The 25,040-nt window shown below is 68.5% G+C and carries 21 protein-coding genes; 10 read left to right on the top strand and 11 right to left on the bottom strand.

Annotation, left to right across the window (positions count from 1 at the left end):
• Nucleotides 1-12 precede the first annotated feature (12 nt).
• On the bottom strand, nucleotides 13-2,412 hold the full coding sequence (locus tag ACZ7LV_RS29535; RefSeq protein WP_471943714.1) for a DUF6049 family protein: 2,400 nt from the start codon (nucleotides 2,410-2,412) through the stop codon (nucleotides 13-15).
• Between the two features lie 257 nt (nucleotides 2,413-2,669).
• Between ACZ7LV_RS29535 and ACZ7LV_RS29530 the strand changes: the two genes are divergently transcribed.
• Nucleotides 2,670-4,109, top strand: coding sequence for a CCA tRNA nucleotidyltransferase (locus ACZ7LV_RS29530; protein ID WP_471943712.1), 1,440 nt, complete (start codon nucleotides 2,670-2,672; stop codon nucleotides 4,107-4,109).
• A gap of 128 nt (nucleotides 4,110-4,237) precedes the next feature.
• Here ACZ7LV_RS29530 and ACZ7LV_RS29525 read toward each other — a convergent pair whose 3' ends face one another.
• The 4 genes from ACZ7LV_RS29525 to ACZ7LV_RS29510 form a co-directional block, all read right to left on the bottom strand.
• Nucleotides 4,238-4,726 carry an LppU/SCO3897 family protein gene (locus ACZ7LV_RS29525; RefSeq protein WP_471943710.1) on the bottom strand — a complete coding sequence of 163 codons (489 nt, stop codon included), beginning with the start codon at nucleotides 4,724-4,726 and terminating at the stop codon, nucleotides 4,238-4,240.
• A 131-nt stretch (nucleotides 4,727-4,857) separates the two neighbouring features.
• Nucleotides 4,858-6,120 (bottom strand): MFS transporter, encoded by a 1,263-nt coding sequence (locus ACZ7LV_RS29520; RefSeq protein WP_471943708.1) that lies wholly within the window; start codon nucleotides 6,118-6,120, stop codon nucleotides 4,858-4,860.
• 74 nt (nucleotides 6,121-6,194) lie between these two features.
• Nucleotides 6,195-7,277, bottom strand: a complete 1,083-nt coding sequence (locus tag ACZ7LV_RS29515) for an inositol-3-phosphate synthase (RefSeq protein ID WP_471943707.1) — start codon at nucleotides 7,275-7,277, stop codon at nucleotides 6,195-6,197.
• Nucleotides 7,278-7,322: 45 nt separating this feature from the next.
• The gene (locus tag ACZ7LV_RS29510) at nucleotides 7,323-8,006 is read right to left on the bottom strand and encodes a PadR family transcriptional regulator (protein WP_471943705.1); all 684 of its coding nucleotides are present in this window, start codon (nucleotides 8,004-8,006) and stop codon (nucleotides 7,323-7,325) included.
• A 374-nt stretch (nucleotides 8,007-8,380) separates the two neighbouring features.
• On the opposite strand from ACZ7LV_RS29510, the gene ACZ7LV_RS29505 reads away from it, so the two are divergent.
• Both ACZ7LV_RS29505 and ACZ7LV_RS29500 read left to right on the top strand, forming a co-directional pair.
• The gene (locus ACZ7LV_RS29505; protein WP_471943704.1) at nucleotides 8,381-11,095 is read left to right on the top strand and encodes a transglycosylase domain-containing protein; all 2,715 of its coding nucleotides are present in this window, start codon (nucleotides 8,381-8,383) and stop codon (nucleotides 11,093-11,095) included.
• Nucleotides 11,096-11,226: 131 nt separating this feature from the next.
• Nucleotides 11,227-12,726 carry a glycosyltransferase family 87 protein gene (locus tag ACZ7LV_RS29500; protein ID WP_471943702.1) on the top strand — a complete coding sequence of 500 codons (1,500 nt, stop codon included), beginning with the start codon at nucleotides 11,227-11,229 and terminating at the stop codon, nucleotides 12,724-12,726.
• A gap of 91 nt (nucleotides 12,727-12,817) precedes the next feature.
• Here ACZ7LV_RS29500 and ACZ7LV_RS29495 read toward each other — a convergent pair whose 3' ends face one another.
• From ACZ7LV_RS29495 to ACZ7LV_RS29485, 3 genes are all read right to left on the bottom strand, one after another.
• On the bottom strand, nucleotides 12,818-13,849 hold the full coding sequence (locus ACZ7LV_RS29495; protein WP_401675005.1) for an alanine racemase: 1,032 nt from the start codon (nucleotides 13,847-13,849) through the stop codon (nucleotides 12,818-12,820).
• Nucleotides 13,850-13,957: 108 nt separating this feature from the next.
• Entirely contained in the window at nucleotides 13,958-15,079 is a 1,122-nt protein-coding gene (gene femX, locus ACZ7LV_RS29490) for a peptidoglycan bridge formation glycyltransferase FemX (protein ID WP_471943700.1), read from the bottom strand.
• Between the two features lie 190 nt (nucleotides 15,080-15,269).
• Entirely contained in the window at nucleotides 15,270-15,578 is a 309-nt protein-coding gene (locus ACZ7LV_RS29485) for a hypothetical protein (RefSeq protein WP_471943698.1), read from the bottom strand.
• Nucleotides 15,579-15,841: 263 nt separating this feature from the next.
• On the opposite strand from ACZ7LV_RS29485, the gene rpsF reads away from it, so the two are divergent.
• The 4 genes from rpsF (at nucleotide 15,842) to rplI (ending at nucleotide 17,559) form a co-directional block, all read left to right on the top strand.
• A complete protein-coding gene (gene rpsF / locus ACZ7LV_RS29480; protein WP_019324683.1) occupies nucleotides 15,842-16,132 on the top strand; it encodes a 30S ribosomal protein S6 in 291 nt (96 codons plus the stop codon).
• Between the two features lie 75 nt (nucleotides 16,133-16,207).
• Nucleotides 16,208-16,801: a single-stranded DNA-binding protein gene (locus ACZ7LV_RS29475; RefSeq protein ID WP_401674998.1), complete on the top strand. Its 594-nt coding sequence runs from the start codon at nucleotides 16,208-16,210 to the stop codon at nucleotides 16,799-16,801.
• A 56-nt stretch (nucleotides 16,802-16,857) separates the two neighbouring features.
• Complete coding sequence (gene rpsR, locus ACZ7LV_RS29470) at nucleotides 16,858-17,094, top strand: 30S ribosomal protein S18 (protein ID WP_003949403.1); 237 nt, start codon at nucleotides 16,858-16,860, stop codon at nucleotides 17,092-17,094.
• Nucleotides 17,095-17,112: 18 nt separating this feature from the next.
• On the top strand, nucleotides 17,113-17,559 hold the full coding sequence (gene rplI / locus ACZ7LV_RS29465) for a 50S ribosomal protein L9 (protein ID WP_471943696.1): 447 nt from the start codon (nucleotides 17,113-17,115) through the stop codon (nucleotides 17,557-17,559).
• A gap of 181 nt (nucleotides 17,560-17,740) precedes the next feature.
• Here rplI and ACZ7LV_RS29460 read toward each other — a convergent pair whose 3' ends face one another.
• Nucleotides 17,741-19,078: an MATE family efflux transporter gene (locus ACZ7LV_RS29460; RefSeq protein WP_471943694.1), complete on the bottom strand. Its 1,338-nt coding sequence runs from the start codon at nucleotides 19,076-19,078 to the stop codon at nucleotides 17,741-17,743.
• 460 nt (nucleotides 19,079-19,538) lie between these two features.
• On the opposite strand from ACZ7LV_RS29460, the gene dnaB reads away from it, so the two are divergent.
• A complete protein-coding gene (gene dnaB / locus ACZ7LV_RS29455; RefSeq protein WP_471943692.1) occupies nucleotides 19,539-21,017 on the top strand; it encodes a replicative DNA helicase in 1,479 nt (492 codons plus the stop codon).
• A 303-nt stretch (nucleotides 21,018-21,320) separates the two neighbouring features.
• The gene (locus ACZ7LV_RS29450) at nucleotides 21,321-22,706 is read left to right on the top strand and encodes a serine hydrolase domain-containing protein (RefSeq protein WP_471943690.1); all 1,386 of its coding nucleotides are present in this window, start codon (nucleotides 21,321-21,323) and stop codon (nucleotides 22,704-22,706) included.
• Nucleotides 22,707-22,763: 57 nt separating this feature from the next.
• Here ACZ7LV_RS29450 and ACZ7LV_RS29445 read toward each other — a convergent pair whose 3' ends face one another.
• Both ACZ7LV_RS29445 and ACZ7LV_RS29440 read right to left on the bottom strand, forming a co-directional pair.
• Complete coding sequence (locus ACZ7LV_RS29445) at nucleotides 22,764-23,216, bottom strand: GNAT family N-acetyltransferase (RefSeq protein ID WP_401674969.1); 453 nt, start codon at nucleotides 23,214-23,216, stop codon at nucleotides 22,764-22,766.
• 9 nt (nucleotides 23,217-23,225) lie between these two features.
• Complete coding sequence (locus ACZ7LV_RS29440; RefSeq protein WP_471943688.1) at nucleotides 23,226-23,684, bottom strand: MarR family winged helix-turn-helix transcriptional regulator; 459 nt, start codon at nucleotides 23,682-23,684, stop codon at nucleotides 23,226-23,228.
• Between the two features lie 139 nt (nucleotides 23,685-23,823).
• On the opposite strand from ACZ7LV_RS29440, the gene ACZ7LV_RS29435 reads away from it, so the two are divergent.
• Complete coding sequence (locus tag ACZ7LV_RS29435; RefSeq protein ID WP_471943686.1) at nucleotides 23,824-25,032, top strand: MFS transporter; 1,209 nt, start codon at nucleotides 23,824-23,826, stop codon at nucleotides 25,030-25,032.
• Nucleotides 25,033-25,040: the final 8 nt, after the last annotated feature.

The raw sequence follows: 25,040 nt of genomic DNA, 5'->3' as shown, positions 1-25,040 counted from the left end.
GGCCACGACATGTCAACGGTCCACTCTCTCACCCGTCCCGGACGGGTCGGCGCTTTCCGCTGGGGTGTTTGGCCCAGGGTCACTCGGCTGCTCCGGGTCGCCTGCCCCCGGCCGGGAGCCGGACTCCTCCTGGAGACGCTCCGCGGGGTCCTCGGGGTTCTGCGGGGCCTCGTCTGGCTCGCCGGACGGGTCCGTGCTCTCCTCGCCCTCTTCGGCGGCCTCCCGGGAGGCCGCCCGCTTGCGCTGGGTGTACATCCGGAATCCGGCGAGGACAAGGAGCAGGACGCCGCCGCCGATGACCAGCATCACCGTCGCGGTGATCTCGGTGACCTTCACGTCGAAGTACTTGGGCGGCCCGTAGGCCTTGCCGTCCTTGGTGAACAGCTGGGCCTTCACGGTCACCCGGCCGTTGGCGTTGGCCGATGTGCCGAACTTCACCGACTGGCTGTGTCCGCCCGAGACGGTGACGGGCTGCTCGGCATAGCCGGTCCCGCCGAACTCGAGCCGGGTAGGACTGGTCGAGGTGAGTCGCAGGACCAGGTGGTCCACGTCCTGCACCAGGTTGTTCTGGACGGTCACCGGGATCGTGGCGCTGCGGCCGGAAAGCTTGGTCTCCGACTTGTCGATCAGCGTGACCCCCGCGGCGAGGCCGTCCAGGTAGTCCTCCACGCCGTCCCGGTAGTTCTGGGCCTCGGTGGCCCGGCCACGCCAGGACGTCGACATTTCGCGGTTTATGGCCCTGCCGAAGGGGGTCACCACGCGGGACTGGTCGGTGAGGATGACCCGGAAGCTGTCGAGCTTGGCCTGCGTCCGCGCGATCTGGTCGAAGGCCCAGCGCGGCAGCTCCTGCTTGCGCAGGCCGGAGGGGTACTCGGAGGCCGACGGCACCTTCGTGGCGGCCGCGGGGTCCGGCTTGGCCTTCGCGGCCGCGCTCAGGTTCTGCGCCTCGCTCCAGCCGCCGGTCTGCAGCGACGAGATCGCCTCGGCCATGGCCTGGGCCTGGCTCGCGGTCGGCATGCGCTGCGGGGCGACGACGATGCTGCGCTGCTGGTTCGTCTGGAGGTTCAGAGCGAGGCTCTGGGCGAGGAAGCGCTGCACGGACAGCGTCTTCGCGGAGGCCCGCGTCAGATCGCCCTCGAAGGCCCTGGAGAGCCGCGTGTCCGCGACCACCGCCGTGGTGCCGCCGCCGATGGGACGCGCCGCGGACGGCGTGTACGACAGCGCGCCGGTCTCTTCCAGGCTGTCGCTTCGGGCGATCACTTTGTCAGCGCCGGCGGAGGTGGCGACCTTCACGATCGACGGATCGACAGCCCCCTCGACGGGCCACGCGAAGTCCGTGTTCGGCTTCACATGGAGGATCGGCTCCACCGTGTTGGCGACGACGTCCGTGGCCTCCTTGAGGCGGCTCAGCGAGCCGGTGACGTTCGTGCCGTTGTGGGCGAGGGAGGCGAGGTCGGGGTCGGCGTAGGGCAGGGCGACGACCTCCTTGTCCGCCACCGCCTTCTGCAGGTCGGCCAGCCACTGCTTGGCGACCGCCTGCTGCCTGCCCGGAGCGGTGGCGTCGCCCTCGCTCTGGACGCGGTAGCCGCGCGCCATCGCGTCGACGGAGGCCAGGAGGTCAGGGTCGATCACCCAGGTGACGTCGAGGTTCCTGCCCAGCGAGACGAGCTGCTCCAGGCGGCCGCCCCGGGAGATCTCCTTGGCCAGTTCGTCGGTGCGGAAGACCGGCGTCTGCTGCTCGTTCGAACCCGTCTCCGCCGTCATGTGGGCCGTCGAGATCAGCGGCCACAGGAACGTCGTCCTGGTCTTCGTGTCGGCCTCTTCGGGCTGCCAGGGCAGGAACGTCCGCTGGATGCCCAGCACCTGGTCCCAGGGCTGTGCGGCGGTCTCTCCCGAGAGGGTGACGCCGAGCTGGTAGACCCCGGCGTCGCCGAGGTCGAGCTCGTCGACGGGCACGGCGATGTCGAAGCGCTGGGCGACGCCCGGGGTGAGGCTCGCGAAGTCCTGACGGTAGGTGTCGTCGATCTGGGTGCCGTCGGAGTCCGGGGAAAGCCCGGTGCGCTTGGCGACGCTGTCGATCGACGAGCGGGTGTCGATCTCCGGTCCGGTGCGCAGGTCCACATGGGCGTCGGTGATCGGCTGCTTGCCCTTGTTGGTCACCGTGCCGGAGATCGTCAGGATGTCGCCACCGGTGGGCGCGCTGGGGCTGAGCGAGTCGAGGGCGACGGACACGGTGCGGGAGCCGGAGACCTGCTGTGCGGAGTCCTGGCCGGCGGCGTGCGCGGCAGGGGCGGCGGGCAGCTGGAAGAAGCCCGCCAGCAGCGGCGCCCCGGCCAGCAACGCTCCGGTGCGCCTCAGCCACCGGCGGGCAGCTGAGGGACTCGTCCCCTGGAAGTCTGCCGCCTCGGCCACGCGCTTGCCCGTCCCTCGTCGTCGTCAGTGGTCGTCGGATGTGCGTCCACGCATGGTAACGATGCCCGCTGAGGGGAAGTGCCGCGGTCCGGTCCACAAGATCGGGGGAGCCGGGTCCGCTGTCCCCCTATGTGCGCCTATGAAGAGGAACACTTCCGAACGTCGTGAGGGCTGGTCTTGTGCCGGATCGGGGCGGGTGTTCGCACGCTCTTAATCGAGACGCTCGCGGTGGTGCGGGCCACGTACCCTGTTCTGTTGTGCCGAACGCCAACGAAGACACCCGTGCCCTGAGTCAGGTGCCGCCCCATGCGACGAGTGAGCCGCTGCGGGTCGCGCCTGTCGCCGACGACCTCGGCCGCCGCTTCCAGGAGGCCGGGTTCTCACTCGCCCTGGTCGGCGGATCGGTCCGGGACGCACTGCTCGGACGGCTCGGCAACGATCTCGACTTCACCACCGACGCCCGCCCCGAGGACGTGCTGAAGATCGTCCGGCCGTGGGCGGACTCCGTGTGGGACGTCGGTATCGCCTTCGGCACGGTCGGTGCCCAGAAGGACGGCTTCCAGATCGAGGTCACGACCTATCGCTCGGAGGCCTACGACCGCACCTCGCGCAAGCCCGAGGTCTCCTACGGCGACTCCATCGACGAGGATCTCGTCCGGCGTGACTTCACCGTGAACGCGATGGCCGTCGCGCTGCCGGAGAAGGAGTTCATCGATCCGTACGGCGGTCGCGACGATCTCGCGGCGCGGGTGCTGCGCACGCCGGGCACCCCCGAGGAGTCCTTCTCGGACGACCCGCTGCGGATGATGCGCGCGGCGCGCTTCGCGGCCCAGCTCGACTTCGCTGTCGCGCCCGAGGTCGTCACGGCGATGCGGGAGATGGCGGGTCGTCTGGAGATCGTCTCGGCCGAGCGGATCCGGGAGGAGCTGAACAAGCTGATCCTCTCCCGGCACCCGCGCAAGGGCCTGAGGCTGCTGGTCGACACCGGGCTCGCCGAGCATGTGCTGCCGGAGCTGCCGGCCCTGCGGCTGGAGAGTGACGAGCACCACCGCCACAAGGACGTCTACGACCACACGCTGATCGTCCTGGAGCAGGCGATGGAGCTGGAGGAGGAGGGCCCGGACCTGACCCTTCGGCTGGCCGCTCTGCTCCACGACATCGGCAAGCCGAGGACACGTCGCTTCGAGAAGGACGGCCGGGTCTCGTTCCACCACCACGAGGTGGTCGGCGCGAAGATGACCAAGAAGCGGATGACGGCACTCAAGTACTCGAACGATCTCGTGAGGGACGTCTCGCGTCTGGTCGAGCTCCACCTCCGCTTCCACGGGTACGGCACCGGCGAGTGGACCGACTCCGCCGTCCGTCGCTACGTCCGGGACGCGGGGCCCCTTCTCGACCGGCTCCACAAGCTGACCCGCTCGGACTGCACCACGCGCAACAGGCGCAAGGCCGCGGCGCTGTCGCGGGCGTACGACGGCCTGGAGGAGCGCATCTCCGAGCTCCAGGAGAAGGAGGAGCTGGACGCCATCCGCCCCGACCTCGACGGCAACCAGATCATGGAGATCCTGGACGTCAAGCCGGGCCCAGCGGTCGGCCGCGCCTACAAGCACATGCTGGAACTCCGTCTGGAAAACGGCCCGATGGGACACGACGAGGCGGTCGCGGCACTCAAGGAGTGGTGGGCCGAGCAGAGCTGAGACCGTGAAACGGGCCTATGTTTCACGTGAAACATAGGCCCGCCACAGGGTCTTCAGGAGGCCTCCAGGAACGAAGAGGGGCGATGTTTCACGTGAAACATCGCCCCTCTTCGTCTGTTCCCAGGTTCTTACTGGGCCGAGAGCTCCTCCAGGCACAGCGTGAAGTCGCTGCTGCCACCCGTCTCGGTGTACTCGCTGTACTTGGTGCGGTCGCACCCTTCCGACGTGCCGTCCTTCTTGTCGGCGACCTTGAACGCCGCCTTGGCGTCGCCGCAGTCCACGACCTCCAGGTCCGGGTCGGTGATGCTGTCCGGGTTGGAGATGCTCATGCAGTCGCCGACCGACGCGGTGTTGGCGTCGTCGCGGCTGGCTATGAAGCCGCCGATCACGACACCGGCGACCACGACACCCACCACGATGTTCTTGATCTGCTTGAAGCCCAGCTTGCGGCGCGGCTGCTCCGGCGGGACCGGCGCGTACGGGCCGCCCTGCTGCGGGAATCCGGGCTGCGGGGGCTGGCCCTGCGCGTAGGGGTTCTGGCCCTGGGCGAAGGGATTCTGGCCCTGGGGCTGCTGGCCCTGCGCGTACGGATTGCCCTGAGGCGGCGGAGTGGTCACTTGGGGGTCCCCCTGGAAACGTAGACGTGAGAAGCGTGGGAGCAGCCCCCCGCGCATAAGACGCACGTAAGTTACAGCGCCGCACTGACAACTCGGCGGCCAGGAGTGACTCTGTGTCTTTGATGTGACACTTACTGGCGCGCAAAGCGGGCCATAGTCGCCGCAATCAACCCGTAGATCACCGCCACCGTCAGAACGAGGGGCACCGAGCGTCCGTCCGGCGGCAGCATCAGGGCGGCCACGCCGGCGGCGGCGACGAAGGCGACGTTGAACAGGACGTCGTAGAGCGAGAAGACCCGGCCGCGGAAGCCGTCGTCGACCGCCGACTGCACCAGCGTGTCCGTGGAGATCTTCGCGCCCTGGGTGGTGAGGCCCAGGACGAAGGCGGCGACGAGCGTCGGCCCGATGGCGAAGGGCAGGCCGAGCGCGGGCTCCAGGACGGCGGCGAAGGCCGCGCAGAGCACGATCCAGCGCCCGGGACCGAACCGGCCGGCCGCCCACGGCGTCAGCACCGCCGCCACGAAGAAGCCGGCGCCCGAAACACCCACGACCAGCCCCAGCAGGGCGAGTCCGTCGTCCGTGTTCGCGCTGAAGGCGTATCGGCAGAGCATCAGCAGCATGACTGTCAGGGCGCCGTAGCAGAACCGCATCAGCGTCATCGACACCAGTGCCCAGGCGGCCTCCCGCCGTGCGGGAGCGGCGAGATGACGCAGGCCCGCCACGAGATCGCGGGCGGTGCCGCTGAGCGCAGCCCCCAGGCGACGGGGCACCAGGGTGTGGTCGGGGCCCAGCAGTTCGCGCCCGATCCGCAGGGACGCCAGCGCCGAGCAGAGGTACAGCCCGGCGCCGACCAGCACCACGGCGGCGTCCGAGTCCGCGAACACCAGCCGTACGAGGAAGGCGAGGCCGCCGCCGGCGGTCGCGGCGAGCGTCCCGGCCGTCGGGGAGAGGGAATTGGCCATCACCAGGCGGTCCTCGTCGACGACGCGGGGCAGCGCCGCGGACAGGCCCGCGAGGACGAACCGGTTGACGGCAGTGACGCACAGGGCGGAGACGTAGAAGAGCCAGTCCGGGACCTGGCTGACCATCAGGAGCGCCGTCGCCGACGCCAGCAGGGCGCGCAGCAGGTTGCCGTACAGAAAGACCTGGCGGCGGCGCCAGCGGTCCAGCAGGACACCGGCGAAGGGGCCCACCAGGGAGTAGGGAAGGAGCAGTACCGCCATGGCCGAGGCGATCTCCACGGGCGAGGTCTGCCGCTCCGGGGAGAAGACGACGTAGGTGGCGAGGCCGACCTGGTACACGCCGTCGGCGCCCTGGGACAGCAGTCGCACGGCGAGCAGGCGCCGGAAGTTCCGGAAGCGGAGCAGGACGCGTAGATCGCGTACGACGGCCATGGGCACAGCCTCACATACGGGGAGGGCCCCCGGGCACACTGCCTCGGGGACCCTCTGCCCGTGAAGGGAGAGCCTTAGCGCTCGACCTCGCCCTTGATGAACTTCTCGACGTTCTCGCGGGCCACGTCGTCGAAGTACTGCACCGGCGGGGACTTCATGAAGTAGCTCGACGCGGAGAGGATCGGGCCACCGATGCCGCGGTCCTTGGCGATCTTCGCGGCGCGCAGGGCGTCGATGATGACACCGGCCGAGTTCGGGGAGTCCCAGACCTCGAGCTTGTACTCCAGGTTCAGCGGGACGTCACCGAAGGCACGGCCCTCCAGGCGGACGTAGGCCCACTTGCGGTCGTCGAGCCAGGCGACGTAGTCGGACGGGCCGATGTGGACGTTCTTCTCGCCGAGGTCCCGGTCGGGGATCTGCGAGGTGACGGCCTGCGTCTTGGAGATCTTCTTGGACTCCAGGCGCTCACGCTCGAGCATGTTCTTGAAGTCCATGTTGCCGCCGACGTTCAGCTGCATCGTGCGGTCCAGGATGACGCCCCGGTCCTCGAACAGCTTCGCCATCACGCGGTGCGTGATGGTGGCGCCGACCTGGGACTTGATGTCGTCGCCGACGATCGGGACACCGGCCTCGGTGAACTTGTCCGCCCACTCCTTGGTGCCGGCGATGAAGACCGGGAGGGCGTTGACGAAGGCGACCTTGGCGTCGATGGCGCACTGGGCGTAGAACTTCGCCGCGTCCTCGGAGCCGACGGGCAGGTAGCAGACGAGTACGTCGACCTGCTTGTCCTTGAGGATCTGGACGACGTCGACCGGCTCCTCGGCGGACTCCTCGATGGTCAGGCGGTAGTACTTGCCGAGACCGTCCAGGGTGTGGCCGCGCTGGACGGTCACGCCCGTGCTCGGAACGTCGCAGATCTTGATGGTGTTGTTCTCCGAGGCGCCGATGGCGTCCGCGAGGTCGAGACCGACCTTCTTCGCGTCGACATCGAACGCGGCGACGAACTCCACGTCACGGACGTGGTAGTCGCCGAACTGGACGTGCATCAGGCCGGGGACCTTGGACGCCGGGTCGGCGTCCTTGTAGTACTCGACTCCCTGCACCAGCGACGCGGCGCAGTTGCCCACGCCGACGACGGCTACGCGAACCGAACCCATTCCGGTTGCTCCCTGTGTGTATTCGGTGAGGCCCTGACGGGGGCCTCACGTGGCGGTGTCGTCGGGCGAATCCGGCCGGGTGGTGTCCCCGGGCCGGGGCAGGTCGCCCGACGCTCCAGATGTGGTGTCCTGCTGAGCGGACCCCCCGGTGGCGGAACCGTGAAGGTCCCGCCCGGCCCGCTCGCTCTCGATGAGCTCGTTCAGCCAGCGCACCTCGCGCTCCACGGACTCCATCCCATGGCGCTGGAGCTCAAGCGTGTAGTCGTCGAGTCGCTCCCGGGTGCGGGCGAGGGAGGCGCGCATCTTCTCCAGGCGCTCCTCCAGCCGGCTGCGGCGGCCCTCCAGCACGCGCATGCGTACGTCACGAGAGGTCTGGCCGAAGAAGGCGAACCGGGCGGCGAAGGTCTCGTCCTCGTACGCGTCCGGGCCCGTCTGGGCGAGCAGCTCCTCGAAGTGCTCCTTACCGTCCGCCGTCAACCTGTAGACGATCTTGGCGCGACGTCCGGCCAGGGGAGCGGCGAGGGCGTCCTCGGTGGTGTTTCCCGGCTCCTCGATCAACCAGCCGTTGGCGACCAGCGTCTTGAGGCAGGGGTAAAGCGTCCCGTAGCTGAACGCCCGGAACACACCCAGTGACGTATTGAGCCGTTTGCGCAGCTCGTAGCCGTGCATCGGGGATTCGCGGAGCAGGCCGAGTACGGCGAACTCAAGGATCCCGGAACGTCGGCTCATGGTCGCCCCCTCTCTGCAGCGGTCGTGCCGTCACGGTCTCTATGCCGAGCTGATGTATCGACTCGATACATCAGCACGATAGAACGCCTCCTTGAATGCGACAAGAGGGGGAATCGTGAACGGCGTCACATCACTGATTCGTAGGAAGCAAGTTGCCTGTTTTGGGGTGAACTTCAGGACTAGGCGCGTTTTGGAGCTGCGTAGTCTGTGCGGCATGCACACCACCGGGAACCAAGTTGCCTCCGGGGGCGTCCTTGTCCCCGGTGCAGTACGGGTGAATGAGGAACCGACCACATCCGTACTTCGGGGGGACCGGAAACCAGCCGCCGTTTCCAGGCGCGCCAGGGTGCGCCTGCCCTAGGAGTAGTCGTTCGATGAGCGAGCACCGTCGCAAACCGCAGCAGCCGCAGGGAGGCGGACGTGCCGCGGCCCGACGCGGCCAGTCCGGTTCGTCCTCCGGCCGCCGTGCGGCACCGCGAGGCGCCACCGGGTCTCCTTCCGACGCGTACGCGTCGGAATCCTCTGGGCCGGGAGGCGAGGAGCGGCCGTACAGCGGTCGCGCCGAGGCCCGGCGCGCGGCACAGAGGAGTGGTGGCAGTCGCCGCAGAGCAGCAGAGCCCGGACGGGGCGGCGGCCGACGCGCCGCCGCGACCGGACCGGGTCGTGGGCGTGCCGCCTCCGACAAGAAGCGGATCATCGACTATCCGCGCGCCGGCCGCGACGGCTGGCGCCGCTGGACCCCCTCCTGGAAACTCTTCTCCGGCCTGTGCCTGGGCTTCTTCGGCAGCATGATCGCCGTCGCGGGCATCGGGTACGCCATGGTGGGTGTGCCCAACGTCGCCGAGACGGCCAGGGCGCAGAACAACGTCTACTACTGGGCCGACGGCTCCGAGATGGTGTCCACGGGCGGGGAGACGAACCGGCAGATCATCAATCTGTCGCAGATCCCCAAGGACATGCGGAACGCGGTCATCTCGCAGGAGAACAAGACCTTCGAGACGGACAGCGGCATCGACCCCAAGGGCATCGGCCGCGCGGTGTTCAACATGGCTCGGGGCGGCGAGACGCAGGGTGGTTCGACCATCACCCAGCAGTACGTCAAGAACGCCATGCTGGACGACCAGTCCCAGACGGCCACGCGTAAGTTCAAGGAGCTCTTCGTCTCCATCAAGGTGGGCGCCTCCGTCCCCAAGGACCAGATCATGGAGGGCTACCTCAACACCGCGTACTACGGGCGCAGCGCCTTCGGTATCCAGGCCGCGGCCCGGGCGTACTTCAACAAGGACGCCATCGACCTGGACGCGGGCGAGTGCGCCTTCCTGGCGGCCATGCTCAAGGGCGCCACCTACTACGACCCGGCCGGCGCGACGTCCATCGACCCCGCCGCCACCGAGGAAGCCAACAAGCGGCGGGCTCTGCGGCAGCAGCAGGACACGCTGGACAAGATGGTCGAGTACGGCCATCTGGACGCCGCGGAGCGGGCCAAGCACACCAAGCTCCCCAAGGTCGAGAACCCCCGGGCCAACCGGGCCCTGAGCGGGCAGATCGGTTACCTGGTCGACCTCGCGAACGGCTACCTGGTCAACAACAGCGAGAAGACCGGCGTCACCGAGCGCAAGCTCCGGGAGGGCGGTCTCACGATCAAGACGACCTTCGACAAGAAGAAGATCGACGCGCTCGAGAAGTCGGTCAAGAAGGTCCAGAAGGCCAACATCGATCCCAAGAAGCGGCCCGAGAAGGACACACACGTCCAGTTCGGCGGCGCTTCCGTGGATCCGGCCACCGGCGCCATCGTGGCGATCTACGGCGGTGAGGACGCGACCAAGCACTTCACCAACAACGCCAACGAGACCGGCGCCCAGGTCGGATCGACGTTCAAGCCGTTCGTGCTCGCGGCGGCCATGAAGTGGGGCGTCCGCGATCCCGACCTCGGGCCGACCCAGGCCCAGGACGAGCGGACCGTCGTCTCCCCCAAGAGCCTGTACAGCGGCAAGAACAAGCTCAAGATCAAGAACTACGACAAGTCCGTCTGGCACGACGACAAGGGCAAGGAGTGGCTGCAGGTCAACGACGGTGACGAGACCTACGGCGACGCACCGAACCACAAGATCGACCTCCGGGAGGCGATGCAGTTCTCGGTGAACTCGGCCTATGTGCAGCTCGGCATGGACGTCGGCCTGGACAAGGTCAAGGAGGCCGCCACCGACTCGGGCGTCCTGGAGAGCAGCCTGGCGGGCATCGACTACCCGTCGTTCTCCCTGGGCATCTCCGACCCCAGCGCGATCCGCATGGCGGGCTCGTACGCCACCTTCGCCGCCAGCGGCAAGCAGCGCGACCCGTACTCCGTCCAGAAGGTCACCGACAAGGACGGCACGCTCTTCGAGCACGAGACGTCGGCCAAGCAGGCCTTCAGCTCCAAGGTCGCCGACAACGTCACCGACGTGCTGAAGACCGTGGTCGAGGACGGAACGGGCACCAACGCCCAGCTCACGGGCCGGGAGGTGGCCGGCAAGACCGGTACGACCGACGGCAACAAGTCGGCCTGGTTCGTCGGCTACACCCCGCAGCTGTCCACCGCGATCAGCATGTTCCGCTACCCCGACGACGAGAACATCAAGAACCGTACGTTCCTGGAGATGTACGGCACCGGTGGTCAGGAGTCGATTCACGGTGCCTCGTTCCCGTCCGAGATCTGGCACGACTACATGGAGCTGGCGCTCAAGGGCAAGCCGGTCGTGAAGTTCCCCGTTCCCGAGCCCATCGGTGAGGTGCTCAACGAGGACCCGATCCCGACGCCGACTCCCTCGGTCACCGAGACCGAGGAGGAGAGCCCGTCGCCCACCCCGACGCCCACGGAGTCCGAGGTCCTTCCCTCGCCCTCGGTGACCGAGACCTGCCGTCCCTTCGACTGGGACTGTGAGGAGACCGGTGGCACCGGGCCCGGAGGGACGGACGCGGGTGGAACCGACGGCGGAGTGACGACGTCGCCCTCACCCAGTGAGACGGACGAGGACGGCGGCAACAACAACGGCGGCGGTAACAACAACGGCGGCGGCCAGGGCGGGCTCTTCGGAGGCCCGGACGAGTAGCCGACGTATCGCCCATCGTGGGTGTTTCACGTGAAACCGGATCGTTGTTTCACGTGAAACGAGGGCCGCCGCACCTGACAGGTGCGGCGGCCCTCGTCGTATTCCCGGACACGTACGGCAGGATGTGCCCCATGCCCAGTGCACAGACGACGCAAGCGAGCGAGCGCGAGCCCGACCCGGTGCGGCCCACCAGGGTCGACGAGGTCGCCGCGCGTGGCAGTGAGCTGATCGGCGGTCCCCTCGGGCGGCGCGCCCTGCTCGGGACGTCCTGGTGGACCCCGGTGCGGGTGATCGTGCTCGTGGCGATCGGTGTCTTCGTCCTCGGGCTGGTCCAGAAGGCACCCTGCTACGACGGTGCCTGGTTCTACGGAGCCAGTTCGCAGTACACGCACGCCTGCTACTCGGACATTCCGCACCTGTACAGCGGGCGCGGCTTCTCCGAGGGGCTGGTGCCGTACTTCGACCGGCTCCCCGGCGACATGGAGTACCTCGAGTACCCGGTGCTGACCGGTGTGTTCATGGAGGTCGCGGCCTGGATCACGCCCGGCAGCGGCAGCATCCAGGACCAGCAGCAGTGGTACTGGATGGTCAACACCGGGATGCTGATGGTCTGCGTGGCCGTCATCGCCGTCTGTGTGACCCGGACGCACGCGCGCCGGCCCTGGGACGGTCTGCTGGTCGCCCTGGCACCCGCCTTCGCACTGACCGCCACCATCAACTGGGATCTGCTGGCGGTCGCTCTGACGGCCGCGGCGATGCTGATGTGGGCCCGGGGCCGTTCCGTCGCCTTCGGCGTGCTCCTGGGCCTCGCCACGGCTGCCAAGCTCTATCCGCTCTTCCTGCTGGGGCCGCTGTTCGTGCTGTGCTGGCGTGCCGGCAAGTGGCGGGACTTCGGCAAGGCACTGGCGGGTGCGGGCGTCGCCTGGCTGGTCGTGAACCTGCCGGTGATGCTCTTCGCCTTCGAGGGCTGGTCGAAGTTCTACACGTTCAGCCAGGAGCGGGGTGTCGACTTCGGATCCTTCTGGCTGATCCTGGTGCAGAACTCCAGCGACCCGCTCAGCACCGAGACGGTCAACACCCTCGCCACGCTTCTGATGCTGCTGTGCTGCGTCGGCGTCGCGGCACTCACCCTCACCGCGCCGCGCCGTCCGCGCTTCGCCCAGCTGGCCTTCCTGATCGTCGCGGCGTTCATCCTCACCAACAAGGTCTACTCACCGCAGTACGTCCTGTGGCTGGTCCCGCTGGCCGCGCTGGCCCGGCCGAAGTGGCGGGACTTCCTGATCTGGCAGGCGTGCGAAGTGGCGTACTTCCTGGGGATCTGGATGTACCTCGCGTACACGACCAGCGGGGACGCCCACAAGGGACTGCCGACCGACGGCTATCACTGGGCGATCGCCGTACACCTGCTGGGGACCCTGTACCTGTGCGTCCTCGTCGTGCGCGACATCCTCATGCCGGACCGGGACGTGGTGCGCCGCGACGGTGAGGACGACCCCTCCGGGGGTGTGCTCGACCGCGCGGAGGACGTGTTCGTCCTCGGTGCCGCGGCTCATCCCGCGCGGCACGCGGCCCCGTTCGAAGGACCCCACGTGGAGTGGGGCAACGGCAAGGCGACGGACGGTTCGCTCTGAGCGAACAGACCTTCGGGGCGCACCCACGGGAAAGGCCGTACCCGCGGACGGCGTGTACGGCCTTTCGGTCTGTCGGGGCGGGTGGCCGCCGTCAGCGGTCGACGATGCGGTCGAACTGCGTGGTGGTGTGCCGCAGATGGGCCACCAGCTCGTCACCGACCTTCGGCTCCGGGGCGTCCGACGGCACGAACAGGATGGACACCTGCATGTGCGGGGGTTCGGCGAACCAGCGCTGCTTGCCGCCCCAGACGAACGGCGAGAGGTTCCGGTTCACCGTGGCGAGGCCGGCGCGGGCGACGCCCTTGGCGCGCGGCATGACGCCGTGCAGCGCCTTGGGGGCCTCCAGGCCCACCCCGTGCGACGTTCCGCCCGCCACGACCACCAGGAAGCCGTCCGAGGCCACCCTCTGCTGCCGGTAGCCGAAACGGTCGCCCTTGGCGACGCGGGTGACGTCCAGCACGGCGCCGCGGTACTCCGTGGCGTCGTGGTCCCCGAGCCACAGCCGGGTGCCGATACGGGCACGGAAACGGGTCTGCGGGAACTGCTGCCGCAGCCGGGCCAGTTCCTCGGCCTTGAGGTGGCTGACGAACATCGTGTGCAGCGGGAGCCGGGCGGCGCGCAGCCGGTCCATCCAGCCGATGACCTCCTCGACGGCGTCGGAGCCGTCGGTGCGGTCCAGCGGCAGGTGGATGGCGAAGCCCTCCAGCCGGACGTTCTCGATTGCGGAGTGCAGCTGCGCGAGGTCCTGCTCGCTGATGCCGTGCCGCTTCATCGAGGACATCACCTCGATGACGACGCGGGCACCCACGAGGCCGTACACGCCGTCGATCGACGAGACCGAGCGGATGACCCGGTCCGGCAGCGGCACGGGCTCCTCGCCCCGGCGGTACGGCGTCAGCACCAGCAGGTCGCCGCCGAACCAGTCCTTGATGCGCGCGGCTTCGTACGTCGTGCCGACGGCGAGGACGTCCGAGCCCAGACGCGTGGCCTCCTCCGCCAGGCGTTCGTGTCCGAAGCCGTAGCCGTTGCCCTTGCAGACCGGGACGAGACCCGGGAACTGCTCCTGCACGTGCTTGTGGTGCGCCCGCCAGCGCGCGGTGTCGACGTAGAGCGTGAGCGCCATGGCCGGACCTGGAACCTTTCTGGTGGCTGCGGTGAGTCAGCTGCGGTGGTCGGGGGTGGGGCAGCGAGCTGAGCTGCCCAGGCCGGCGGTGGGTTCCGCCGGCGCCGCTCAGCGACGCGACATGTAGATGTCGAGCGCCTTGTGGAGCAACTTGTTCAGCGGGAAGTCCCACTCGCCGAGGTACTCGGCCGCCTGCCCGCCGGTGCCGACCTTGAACTGGATCAGCCCGAAGAGGTGGTCGGACTCGTCCAGCGAGTCGGAGATGCCGCGCAGGTCGTAGACGGTGGCGCCGAGCGCGTAGGCGTCGCGCAGCATCCGCCACTGCATCGCGTTCGAGGGCCGGACCTCACGGCCAATGTTGTCCGAGGCGCCGTAGGAGTACCAGACGTGCCCACCGACGATCAGCATCGTCGCCGCCGACAGGTTCACGCCGTTGTGGCGGGCGAAGTACAGCCGCATGCGGTTCGGGTCCTCGCTGTTGAGGGCCGTCCACATGCGCTGGAAGTACGACAGCGGGCGGGGCCGGAAGTGGTCGCGCACCGCCGTGATCTCGTACAGCCGCTGCCACTCCTCCAGGTCCTGGTAGCCGCCCTGGACGACCTCGACGCCGGCCTTCTCGGCCTTCTTGATGTTGCGGCGCCACAGCTGGTTGAAGTCCTTGTGGACCTCTTCCAGGGAGCGGTTCGCCAGCGGCACCTGGAAGACGTAGCGGGGCTGCACGTCACCGAAGCCGGCGCCCCCGTCCTCGCCCTGCTGCCAGCCCATCCGACGGAGCTTGTCGGCGACCTCGAAGGCGCGCGGCTCGATGAAGTCGGCCTCGATGTCGCGCAGGCGCTTGACGTCCGGGTCCTGGATGCCCCTCTTGATGGACGTGGCCTCCCAGCGCCGGATGATCACCGGCGGGCCCATCTTCACGGAGAAGGCACCCTGCTGCTTGAGGTGGGCCAGCATCGGCTGGATCCAGTCGTCCAGATTCGGCGCGAACCAGTTGATGACCGGGCCCTCGGGAAGGTAGGCGAGGTAGCGCTTGATCTTGGGCAGCTGGCGGTAGAGGACCAGCCCCGCGCCGACGAGCTCGCCCGTCCGCTCGTCGAACCAGCCGAGGTTCTCGGAACGCCACTCCGCCTTGACGTCAGCCCAGGCCGGGACCTGCATGTGGCTAGCCGACGGCAGGCTCTGGATATAAGCCAGATGCTGCTCTCGACTGATGGTCCTCAGGGTCAGGCTCATTCGGGGCGCTCCTCGGGCTGGTGTGTCCCCATGGGTTCAGGGGCTCCGGCTCTCGCGCCGAAGCCTACTGCGCCCCACGAGCGCCCTCACTGGGCGTGCGTCACCTTCGCCGCGGCGGGCGTGGCCGCGGCGGTGCGCTCCGGGCCCTGGGGGGCTCGGCGTCCGGTCGGAGGGCAGGGGGCCGGACGGGTCAGAGACCGCCGAAGAGTCCTCCGTGGGCCATGCCCAGGAAGAAGCCGATGGCCGAGGCGCCGAGGCCCATCACCAGTGCGAAACGTGCGCGCGTCGTCTCCGAGATCCACTGGCCGTAGGCACCGGTGAGGATGCCCACCAGACCGGCCCAGGAGCTGATCAGATGAAGGTTGTCGAACATCGCCGTCACGAACGCGGCTACCCCGAGGACCGCGGTCACCCAGAGCAGCGTGTCCTGGAGGGGACGCCGCTTTCCGTCCGTGGCGAGCAGGGATCCGGCGGTGTTGGGTCGCAAAGCCTGTGCCATGGGGCACCTCCTGCGGAAAACGGCGCATCGTAGCGCCATACACACCCGACGTGTACAGATTGACGGGCACCACGGCCGGATTTCAACCGGAAGCCGCTGTGCGGGTACTCTGTACCGTCCGCACCGGTGTCTGCCCAGGCCCTGGCAGGAAGCCCCGACAAGGGCCTCCGACTGTCAGTGGTGGCCGATACCGTTGCTACGCATCACGACCCTCCTGCCACGGAACGACCGTGGCCGCTGAGTCCAAAGGAGGTGGGTTCCACATGCGTCACTACGAGGTGATGGTCATCCTCGACCCCGATCTCGAGGAGCGCTCTGTCTCCCCGCTGATCGAGAACTTCCTTTCTGTCGTCCGTGACGGCGGCGGAAAGGTCGAGAAGGTCGACACCTGGGGCCGTCGTCGTCTCTCGTACGAGATCAAGAAGAAGCCTGAGGGCATCTACTCGGTCATCGACCTGCAGGCCGAGCCTGCGGTCGTCAAGGAGCTCGACCGCCAGATGAACCTGAACGAGTCGGTCCTCCGGACCAAGGTCCTCCGTCCCGAGACCCACTGAGCTCTCGCTCAGCTGATCCCGGGATTCGAGTAGCACCACCAGCAGCCAGCAGCAAACCCGCCGAGAGGTTCCCCCATGGCAGGCGAGACCGTCATCACGGTCATCGGCAATCTTGTCGACGACCCCGAGCTGCGCTTCACCCCCTCCGGTGCGGCGGTCGCGAAGTTCCGCGTCGCGTCCACGCCCCGGACCTTCGACCGTCAGACCAACGAGTGGAAGGACGGCGAGAGCCTGTTCCTGACCTGCTCGGTCTGGCGCCAGGCGGCGGAGAACGTCGCCGAGTCGCTCCAGCGAGGCATGCGCGTCGTCGTGCAGGGCCGGCTGAAGCAGCGGTCCTACGAGGACCGTGAGGGAGTCAAGCGCACGGTCTTCGAGCTGGACGTCGAGGAAGTCGGCCCCAGCCTGCGCAACGCCACGGCCAAGGTCACCAAGACCGCCGGCCGAGGTGGCCAGGGCGGTTACGGCGGCGGTGGCGGTGGCGGCCAGCAGGGTGGCGGCGGCTGGGGCGGTGGCCCCGGTGGCGGCCAGCAGGCCGGCGGCGCTCCTGCCGACGACCCCTGGGCGACCGGCGCTCCCGCCGGTGGCAACCAGGGCGGCGGCGGTGGCGGCGGCTGGGGCGGTGGCTCCGGCGGCAGCGGTGGCGGCTACTCGGACGAGCCCCCCTTCTAGGCCTCACGGCCGAAGGTGGGCCCACCCACACTTCTTGATCACACAGGAGAATCACCATGGCGAAGCCGCCTGTGCGCAAGCCGAAGAAGAAGGTCTGCGCTTTCTGCAAGGACAAGGTCACGTACGTGGACTACAAGGACACGAACATGCTGCGGAAGTTCATTTCCGACCGCGGCAAGATCCGTGCCCGCCGCGTGACCGGCAACTGCACGCAGCACCAGCGTGACGTCGCCACGGCCGTGAAGAACAGCCGTGAGATGGCGCTGCTGCCCTACACGTCCACCGCGCGATAAGGGAAGGGTGACCGACTCATGAAGATCATCCTCACCCACGAGGTCTCCGGCCTCGGTGCCGCGGGCGACGTCGTCGACGTCAAGGACGGTTACGCTCGCAACTACCTGATCCCGCGGAAGTTCGCTATCCGTTGGACCAAGGGTGGCGAGAAGGACGTCGAGCAGATCCGTCGTGCTCGCAAGATCCACGAGATCCAGACCATCGAGCAGGCCAACCAGGTGAAGGCCCAGCTCGAGGGCGTCAAGGTCCGTCTGGCCGTTCGCTCCGGCGACGCCGGTCGTCTCTTCGGTTCCGTCACCCCGGCCGACGTCGCCTCGGCGATCAAGGCTGCCGGTGGCCCCGACGTCGACAAGCGCCGCATCGAGCTCGGTTCGCCGATCAAGACGCTGGGCGCCCACGAGACGTCCGTGCGTCTGCACCCCGAGGTTGCCGCCAAGGTCAACGTCGAGGTCGTCGCCGCCTGAGTGCGGCGCTCGCTGAAGCAGTGAGTGGGGCCGCACCCTTCGGGGTGCGGCCCCACTCGCGTGGTGTCGTCGGGCGTTTCACGTGAAACATCGGCAATCGGCGGTAAACATCGGCAATCGGCGGTGTTTCACGTGAAACACCGAGGCGAGTGCAACTCCGCCCGCTTCCCCAGCGGTTTGCTCAGCGGGTCGCTCCGGTGACGAGCCAGCGGCCCGAGCGGGTGCGGAGCCACAGGGTGAGCAGACGGACCGTCATCATCAGCGTCATGGCCACCCAGAGTGCGGTGAGCCCTCCTCCGACGGTGGGTATCAGGAGCGCCACGGGTGTGAAGACCGCCAGGGTGACGAGCATCGCCCAGGCGAGATAGGGGCCGTCGCCGGCGCCCATCAGTACGCCGTCCAGGACGAAGACGACTCCGCAGATCGGCTGGGAGAGCGCCACCACCAACAGGGCGGGGAACGCGGCGTCCTTCACGGTGGAGTCACTGGTGAACAGCGGCAGAAAGGCCGGGCGGGACACGATGACGAGGACTCCGAGGACCAGGCCGACCGCGATCCCCCACTGCACCATGCGGCGGCAGACGTCGCGTGCTCCCTGGGGGTCGTCGGCGCCGAGGTAACGCCCGATGATGGCCTGCCCGGCGATCGCGATGGCGTCCAGCGCGAAGGCCAGCAGGCTCCACAGCGAGAGGATGATCTGGTGCGCGGCTATGTCTGCGTCACCGAGACGCGCTGCGATGGCCGTCGCGATCATCAGGATCGCCCGGAGGGAGAGCGTACGGACCAGCAGGGGCACGCCGGCCTGTGCGGACGCCCTGATGCCGGCGGCGTCCGGTCGTAGCGAGGCGCCGTGTCTGCGGGCGCCGCGGACGACGACCACGAGGTAGACCGCGGCCATCGCGCATTGGGCGATCACGGTGCCCCAGGCGGAGCCGGCGATGCCGAAGCCGGCGCCGTAGACGAGCAGTACGTTGAGGACGCCGTTGGCGACGAAGCCTCCGACGGCGACGTAGAGCGGAGTCCTGGTGTCCTGCAGGCCACGCAGTACTCCGGTCGCGGCGAGGACGACGAGCATGGCGGGGATGCCGAGGGATGAGATCCGCAGGTAGGTGATCGCGTAAGGGGCCGCGGTCTCCGAAGCGCCGAAGAGTTCCACGAGGAACGGTGCCGTGGGCAGGACGACGGCGATGACACCGGCCCCGAGCAGCAGGGCCAGCCAGATGCCGTCCATGCCTTGGCGGATGGCTGCCGGCAGATCACCGGCGCCGACCCGACGGGCCACGGCCGCCGTGGTGGCGTAGGCGAGGAAGACGAAAATGCTGACGGCGGTTGTGAGGAGCGCGGACGCGATGCCGAGTCCGGCGAGCTGAGCGGTGCCGAGATGGCCGACGATCGCGCTGTCGGCGAGGACGAAAAGGGGCTCGGCGACCAGGGCGCCGAAAGCCGGAACGGCCAGCGAGACGATCTCTCGATCGTGGTGTCGCCGGCCGGCCCGGGAGGTCGCGGGAGCCTGTGTCATGAGCACCAATCTAATCTTCCACAGGTAAGAGATGCAATGCCGGGGTGACCCTTACTCAGTTCGTCGCTCAGCGTAGTGTCGCGCGCTGTTCGAAGCGATCTTGGGCCGACTGGGGAAGTTTTTCTTCTGCACAGCCGGTGGACGGGAAAGATGCAGGTCAGAGGCATTAACCAGAAGGTGGTGCGGGCTTGTTCACAGGCCTGTCCACCGTGTCGTGCACAGGTTTCGCGGAGTTCTCCACAGCATCGGGGCCGTCGTCCACATGGCCTGTGGATAACCAGATTGGCTGACGGTGCTTGGGGGCCTAACGTGGTCCGGCGCCCGCTCCCTCCGCCGGCTCGTGGAACCGTCACAAAACCGACGCGTCAGAACCGGAGCCGGGCCTCTTAGTTGTCAGTGCCGTGCCGTAGAAAAGAGGGGCACGGCGAGGTCCGCTCGGCGGACGGGAGGAGGTGGCTCGGTGAGCATTTCCGAGCCCTTGGACGACCCGTGGGCCGACAGCGGTCCCAGCGATCGTCTGCCCTCCCGCCGCCGTCCGGAGGGCGGCCGAGGCAGAGAGGAACAACACGAGCGGGGCCGGGAGAGCGACTCCTGGGAGGGCGGGGGAGGTTCGTCCTTCGAGCGGGTGCCGCCACAGGACCTCAACGCCGAACAGTCCGTGCTGGGCGGCATGCTGCTGTCCAAGGACGCCATCGCCGACGTCGTGGAGATCCTCAAGGGACACGACTTCTACAAGCCCGCGCACGAGACGATCTACCAGGCGATCCTCGACATCTACGCCAAGGGCGAGCCTGCCGACCCCATCACCATCGCCGCCGAGCTCACCAAGCGCGGTGAGATCAACAAGGTCGGCGGGGCGTCGTATCTGCACACGCTCGTCCAGACGGTGCCGACGGCGGCGAACGCCGAGTACTACGCGGAGATCGTTCACGAACGGGCCGTACTGCGTCGGCTGGTGGAGGCCGGCACCCGAATCACGCAGATGGGATACGCGGCCGACGACGACGTCGACGAGATCGTCAACCGGGCCCAGGCCGAGATCTACGCCGTCACCGAGCAGCGCACCAGCGAGGACTACCTGCCGCTGGGCGACATCATGGAGGGCGCGCTCGACGAGATCGAGGCCATCGGCTCGCGCACCGGCGAGATGACCGGGGTGCCCACGGGCTTCACCGACTTCGACTCGCTCACCAACGGTCTGCATCCGGGCCAGATGATCGTCATCGCCGCGCGTCCCGCGATGGGTAAGTCGACGTTGGCGCTGGACTTCGCCCGTGCCGCGTCGATCAAGAACAACCTGCCGAGCGTCATCTTCTCGCTGGAGATGGGGCGCAACGAGATCGCGATGCGTCTGCTGTCCGCCGAGGCCCGTGTCGCACTGCACCACATGCGCTCCGGCACGATGACCGACGAGGACTGGACGCGGCTGGCGCGCCGGATGCCCGACGTCTCCGCCGCTCCCCTCTACATCGACGACTCCCCGAACCTGTCGATGATGGAGATCCGTGCCAAGTGCCGCCGCCTCAAGCAGCGCAACGACCTCCGCCTGGTCGTCATCGACTACCTCCAGCTGATGCAGTCCGGCGGCTCCAAGCGCGCCGAGAGCCGTCAGCAGGAGGTCTCGGACATGTCCCGTAACCTCAAGCTCCTGGCCAAGGAGCTGGAACTCCCGGTCATCGCGCTCTCCCAGCTGAACCGTGGTCCCGAGCAGCGCACCGACAAGAAGCCGATGGTCTCCGACCTGCGTGAATCCGGCTCCATCGAGCAGGACGCCGACATGGTGATCCTGTTGCACCGCGAGGACGCCTACGAGAAGGAGTCGCCCCGCGCGGGCGAGGCGGACCTGATCGTCGCCAAGCACCGAAACGGCCCGACCGCCACCATCACGGTGGCCTTCCAGGGCCACTACTCACGCTTCGTGGACATGGCCCAGACCTGACCGAGCTGTTCGACGTACGACTCGTCGTCTGCCACAGCTGGCGCCCGTACAGCGTCTCCGCGCGTCGGTTTCCGGGTACAGACCGACGCGGCCCGCTGTCCGTGCCGGTGTCCGCTGTCGGCGTGGCCCTGTTCACCACCGGCAGTCTGAGCCGCCGGATGAGTGCCCATGCCGAAGCCATGCGTGAACTGGACAGGATCGCGGACGCGGAGAAGGCCTGACTCCGGTGGGTCGCTGTCTCTCGGCTGCCGTTCGCTGAGAAATGTGCTCGACGTTCGTCGTCCGGGCGGATGGACTGGGGGCATGACTTCATCTCAGGAAGAGTTGCTTCCCGGTACGCGTCGGGCTCTGCTTCACCGGCTCGCCGTGGCGCAGTCCGAGGGGCGTGCCCCGTCGATGGTCGCGGCGGTGGTGCGGGACGGACGCGTCGTGTGGCACGGGGCGCGTTCGTCGGTGGAGGGTGAGGTGCCGGACGAGAACGTCCAGTACCGGATCGGTTCGATCACCAAGACCTTCACCGCGGTTCTTGTGCTGCGGCTGCGCGACGAAGGGCTGCTCGACCTCGGTGCCCGGCTGGAGAAGCATCTGCCGGGCACGAGCGCCGGCGAGGCCACCGTCGCCGAACTGCTGGCGCACACCAGCGGACTGGCCGCGGAGTCCCCGGCACCCTGGTGGGAACGCAGCCCGGGGTCGCTGCGACCGGAGCTTTCCGATGTGCTCGGTGACCATCCCTTCCTGCATCCGTCCGGTCGGCGCTTCCACTACTCGAACCCCGGTTACACGCTGCTGGGGGCGCTCGTGGAGAGGTTGCGCGGGGCCCCCTGGGAAGACGTGCTGCGACGCGAGGTGCTCGAGCCTCTGGGCCTGAACCGGACCAGCGGGCAGCCGTCCGCGCCGCACGCGGGGGGCTGGGCGGTGCATCCCTGGGCCGATGTGCTGCTTCCGGAGCCCGCCGAGGACCTCGGACGCATGGCTCCCGCCGGGCAGCTCTGGTCGACGACCGGGGACTTGGCGCGGTTCGCCGTGTTCCTCGCGAGGGGCGACGAGCGGGTGCTGAGCGCGGAGACCGTGCGCGAGATGCGGGCGCCCGCCGCTCCGGCCGAGGCCGCGGATCTCGCCGACGGGGCGTCGTACGGGCTCGGGTTGCAGGTCCAGCAACGGGACGGCCGGCTGCTCGTGGGCCACTCCGGATCGCTGCCCGGCTTCCTCGCGAATCTCACCCTCGGCGTGGCGGACGACGTATCGGCGGTGGTGCTCGCCAACTGCACCTCCGGTCCGTTCCTGTCGATGGTGGGGGCCGACCTCGTGCGCATCGTCGCCGAGGCCGAGCCGCGCATTCCTGAGCCGTGGCGACCGCTGCCCGAAGCCGATCCGACCGTCCTGGAGTTGGCGGGCCAGTGGTACTGGGGGACGTACGCCTTCGGGCTGCGCCTCACCAGCGGGGGTGGGGTGTCGCTGGAGCCGCTGTCAGGGAAGGGGCGTGGCGCCCGCTTCCGGGCCAACGGCGACGGCACCTGGACGGGCCTGGAGGGCTATTACGCCGGAGAGCTGCTGAAGCCGGTACGGCGGCCGGACGGCTCCCTGAGCCACCTGGACCTCGGGTCGTTCGTCTTCACGCGTCAGCCCTACGAGGAGGAGGCGGACGTGCCGGGTGGAGTGGACCCGGAGGGGTGGCGGGGGATCGGCTAGGCGTCGGAGCCCAGGCGGCCGACGAGGGCCATGTTTCACGTGAAACATGGCCCTTCGTCAGAACTGGAGCTTGAAACCGACGTGGGACGCCGTAAAGCCGAGCCGTTCGTAGAAGCGGTGTGCGTCCACACGGGAGGTGTCGGACGTCAGCTGCACCAACTGGCAGCCCAGGCGGCGGGATTCCTCGACGGCCCACTCGATCAGCTGGGTTCCGAGACCGCTGCCCCGCTCGTCGCTGTGGATGCGGACGCCCTCGATGATCGACCGGGTGGCTCCGCGCCGGGACAGCCCGGGAATGATCGTGAGCTGCAGGGTGCCGACGACACGGTCCTGTCGAACGGCGACGACCAGATGCTGGTTCGGGTCGGCGTCGAGGCGCTCCAGTGCCACCCGGTACGGAGCAAGGTCGTCCGGTGATTCGCGCTGAGCGCCCAGCGGGTCGTCGGCGAGCATGCCGACGATCACGGGAAGGTCCTCCGTGACCGCCGCTCGTATTTCAAGATCTCCCATGCTCGCACCCTATGCGGGCACGTTCACCGACTCCACGACCCGGACCAGCGGAGCCAGCTCAGGAACCTTCGCCGCCTCGTCGAGCGCCTCGCGCAGGGCGGCGTCATTGGTCGGCCGCGCCTCCTCCAGCAGCTGCAGCCCCGCCTCGGTCACGTTCGTGTAGATGCCGCGGCGGTCGGTGGGGCACAGATACCGCTCCAGCAGGCCACGGTCCTCGAGACGGGTCACCAGCCGGGTGGTGGCGCTCTGGCTGAGGACGACCGCGTCGGCGACCTGCTTCATCTGCAGATGCCCGCCATCGCCGTCGTGCTGTCGGCTGAGCACGTCGAGCAGGGAGTACTCGCGCACGCTCAAGCCGTGTCGGGCCTGCAGGGCGCGCTCGATGTGCGCCTCGATCCTCCCGTGCAGCAGGGAGAGGGCGCACCAGCCCTGTGCGAGGGCGGTGAGTGCGGGGTCCGTCGCTGTCATGGGTTCCTCCGTCCCGGAGCTGCTACGTCCAGGATAGAGCAGCCTCGCAATAGTCGGCGGTTGCAGATATCCCGCGTGTGCAACTATTGTGGACGCACGCAAAGCGCTCCTGCAATCTTCCGGGAAGGTGTATCCCCACATGCCTCTCGCGCTTCTGGCCCTCGCGATCGGGGCCTTCGGAATCGGCACCACCGAATTCGTGATCATGGGCTTGCTGCCCGAGGTCGCGGCCGACTTCGGGGTCTCCATCCCGACCGCCGGCTTCCTGGTGACCGGCTACGCGCTCGGTGTGATGTTCGGTGCCCCGCTGATGACCGTGCTGGGTACCAAGATCTCCCGCAAGCGCATGCTGATGGTGCTGATGGGACTGTTCATCGTCGGCAACCTGCTCTCGGCCTTCGCGCCCGCTTTCTCGGTGATGCTCATCGGCCGGGTGGTCGCCTCGCTCGCCCACGGTGCCTTCTTCGGCATCGGCTCGGTGGTGGCGGCCGAGCTGGTCGCCCCGGACAAGAAGGCCGGAGCCATCGCGATGATGTTCACCGGCCTGACCGTCGCCAACGTCGTCGGCGTCCCGCTGGGCACGCTCGTAGGGCAGTCCCTGGGGTGGCGCGTCACCTTCACCGTCGTCGCCGCGCTCGGTGTCGTCGGCCTGGCCGGGATCGCCAAGCTCGTCCCGGAGACGCCCAAGCCGGAAGGCGTGCACCTGCGGCACGAACTGGCCGCGTTCAAGAACGTCCAGGTCCTGCTCGCCATGGCGATGACCGTCCTCGGCTTCGGCGGTGTCTTCGCGGCCATCACCTACATCGCGCCGATGATGACCCACGTCGCCGGTTTCGCCGACGGCTCCGTCACCTGGCTGCTGGTGCTCTTCGGCCTCGGCATGGTGGCCGGCAACCTCGTCGGCGGAAAGTTGGCCGACCGGGCCCTGATGCCGATGCTGTACGTCTCCCTGGGCGCGCTCGCGGTCGTCCTCGCGCTCTTCACGCTCACGGCGCACGACAAGATCCTCTCGGCCGTCAGCATCGCGCTGATCGGCGCCCTGGGCTTCGCGACCGTCCCGCCGCTGCAGAAGCGCGTCCTCGACCAGGCACACGGCGCCCCGACGCTGGCGTCCGCCGTGAACATCGGCGCCTTCAACCTGGGCAACGCCCTCTCGGCCTGGCTCGGCGGCCTCGTCATCGCGGCCGGGCTCGGCTACACGGCTCCGAACTGGGTCGGCGCCGTCCTGGCAGCGGCCGCGCTGGTCCTCGCCGTCCTCTCGGCCACCCTGGAGCGTCGCGGCGGCACCGCCAGCGCCCTCGTCGCGGCCGGTGCCCCCGTCGAGGAACGACCGGCCGTCCGTCACTGACCTGCCGG

The organism is Streptomyces sp. NPDC107562 (assembly GCF_055657325.1).
The sequence above is the reverse complement of the archived record's forward strand: the minus strand, read 5'-3'. Positions and strand labels throughout refer to the sequence as shown.

What these genes read in the sequence shown, in the direction of transcription:
- ACZ7LV_RS29520 (WP_471943708.1), bottom strand. Translation starts at nt 6,120, where the DNA reads ATGGCCGTCGTACGCGATCTACGCGTCCTGCTCCGCTTCCGGAACTTC.
- ACZ7LV_RS29515 (WP_471943707.1), bottom strand. Translation starts at nt 7,277, where the DNA reads ATGGGTTCGGTTCGCGTAGCCGTCGTCGGCGTGGGCAACTGCGCCGCG.
- ACZ7LV_RS29510 (WP_471943705.1), bottom strand. Translation starts at nt 8,006, where the DNA reads ATGAGCCGACGTTCCGGGATCCTTGAGTTCGCCGTACTCGGCCTGCTC.
- ACZ7LV_RS29505 (WP_471943704.1), top strand. Translation starts at nt 8,381, where the DNA reads ATGAGCGAGCACCGTCGCAAACCGCAGCAGCCGCAGGGAGGCGGACGT.
- ACZ7LV_RS29500 (WP_471943702.1), top strand. Translation starts at nt 11,227, where the DNA reads ATGCCCAGTGCACAGACGACGCAAGCGAGCGAGCGCGAGCCCGACCCG.
- ACZ7LV_RS29495 (WP_401675005.1), bottom strand. Translation starts at nt 13,849, where the DNA reads ATGGCGCTCACGCTCTACGTCGACACCGCGCGCTGGCGGGCGCACCAC.
- femX (WP_471943700.1), bottom strand. Translation starts at nt 15,079, where the DNA reads ATGAGCCTGACCCTGAGGACCATCAGTCGAGAGCAGCATCTGGCTTAT.
- ACZ7LV_RS29485 (WP_471943698.1), bottom strand. Translation starts at nt 15,578, where the DNA reads ATGGCACAGGCTTTGCGACCCAACACCGCCGGATCCCTGCTCGCCACG.
- rpsF (WP_019324683.1), top strand. Translation starts at nt 15,842, where the DNA reads ATGCGTCACTACGAGGTGATGGTCATCCTCGACCCCGATCTCGAGGAG.
- ACZ7LV_RS29475 (WP_401674998.1), top strand. Translation starts at nt 16,208, where the DNA reads ATGGCAGGCGAGACCGTCATCACGGTCATCGGCAATCTTGTCGACGAC.
- rpsR (WP_003949403.1), top strand. Translation starts at nt 16,858, where the DNA reads ATGGCGAAGCCGCCTGTGCGCAAGCCGAAGAAGAAGGTCTGCGCTTTC.
- rplI (WP_471943696.1), top strand. Translation starts at nt 17,113, where the DNA reads ATGAAGATCATCCTCACCCACGAGGTCTCCGGCCTCGGTGCCGCGGGC.
- ACZ7LV_RS29460 (WP_471943694.1), bottom strand. Translation starts at nt 19,078, where the DNA reads ATGACACAGGCTCCCGCGACCTCCCGGGCCGGCCGGCGACACCACGAT.
- ACZ7LV_RS29450 (WP_471943690.1), top strand. Translation starts at nt 21,321, where the DNA reads ATGACTTCATCTCAGGAAGAGTTGCTTCCCGGTACGCGTCGGGCTCTG.
- ACZ7LV_RS29445 (WP_401674969.1), bottom strand. Translation starts at nt 23,216, where the DNA reads ATGGGAGATCTTGAAATACGAGCGGCGGTCACGGAGGACCTTCCCGTG.
- ACZ7LV_RS29440 (WP_471943688.1), bottom strand. Translation starts at nt 23,684, where the DNA reads ATGACAGCGACGGACCCCGCACTCACCGCCCTCGCACAGGGCTGGTGC.
- ACZ7LV_RS29435 (WP_471943686.1), top strand. Translation starts at nt 23,824, where the DNA reads ATGCCTCTCGCGCTTCTGGCCCTCGCGATCGGGGCCTTCGGAATCGGC.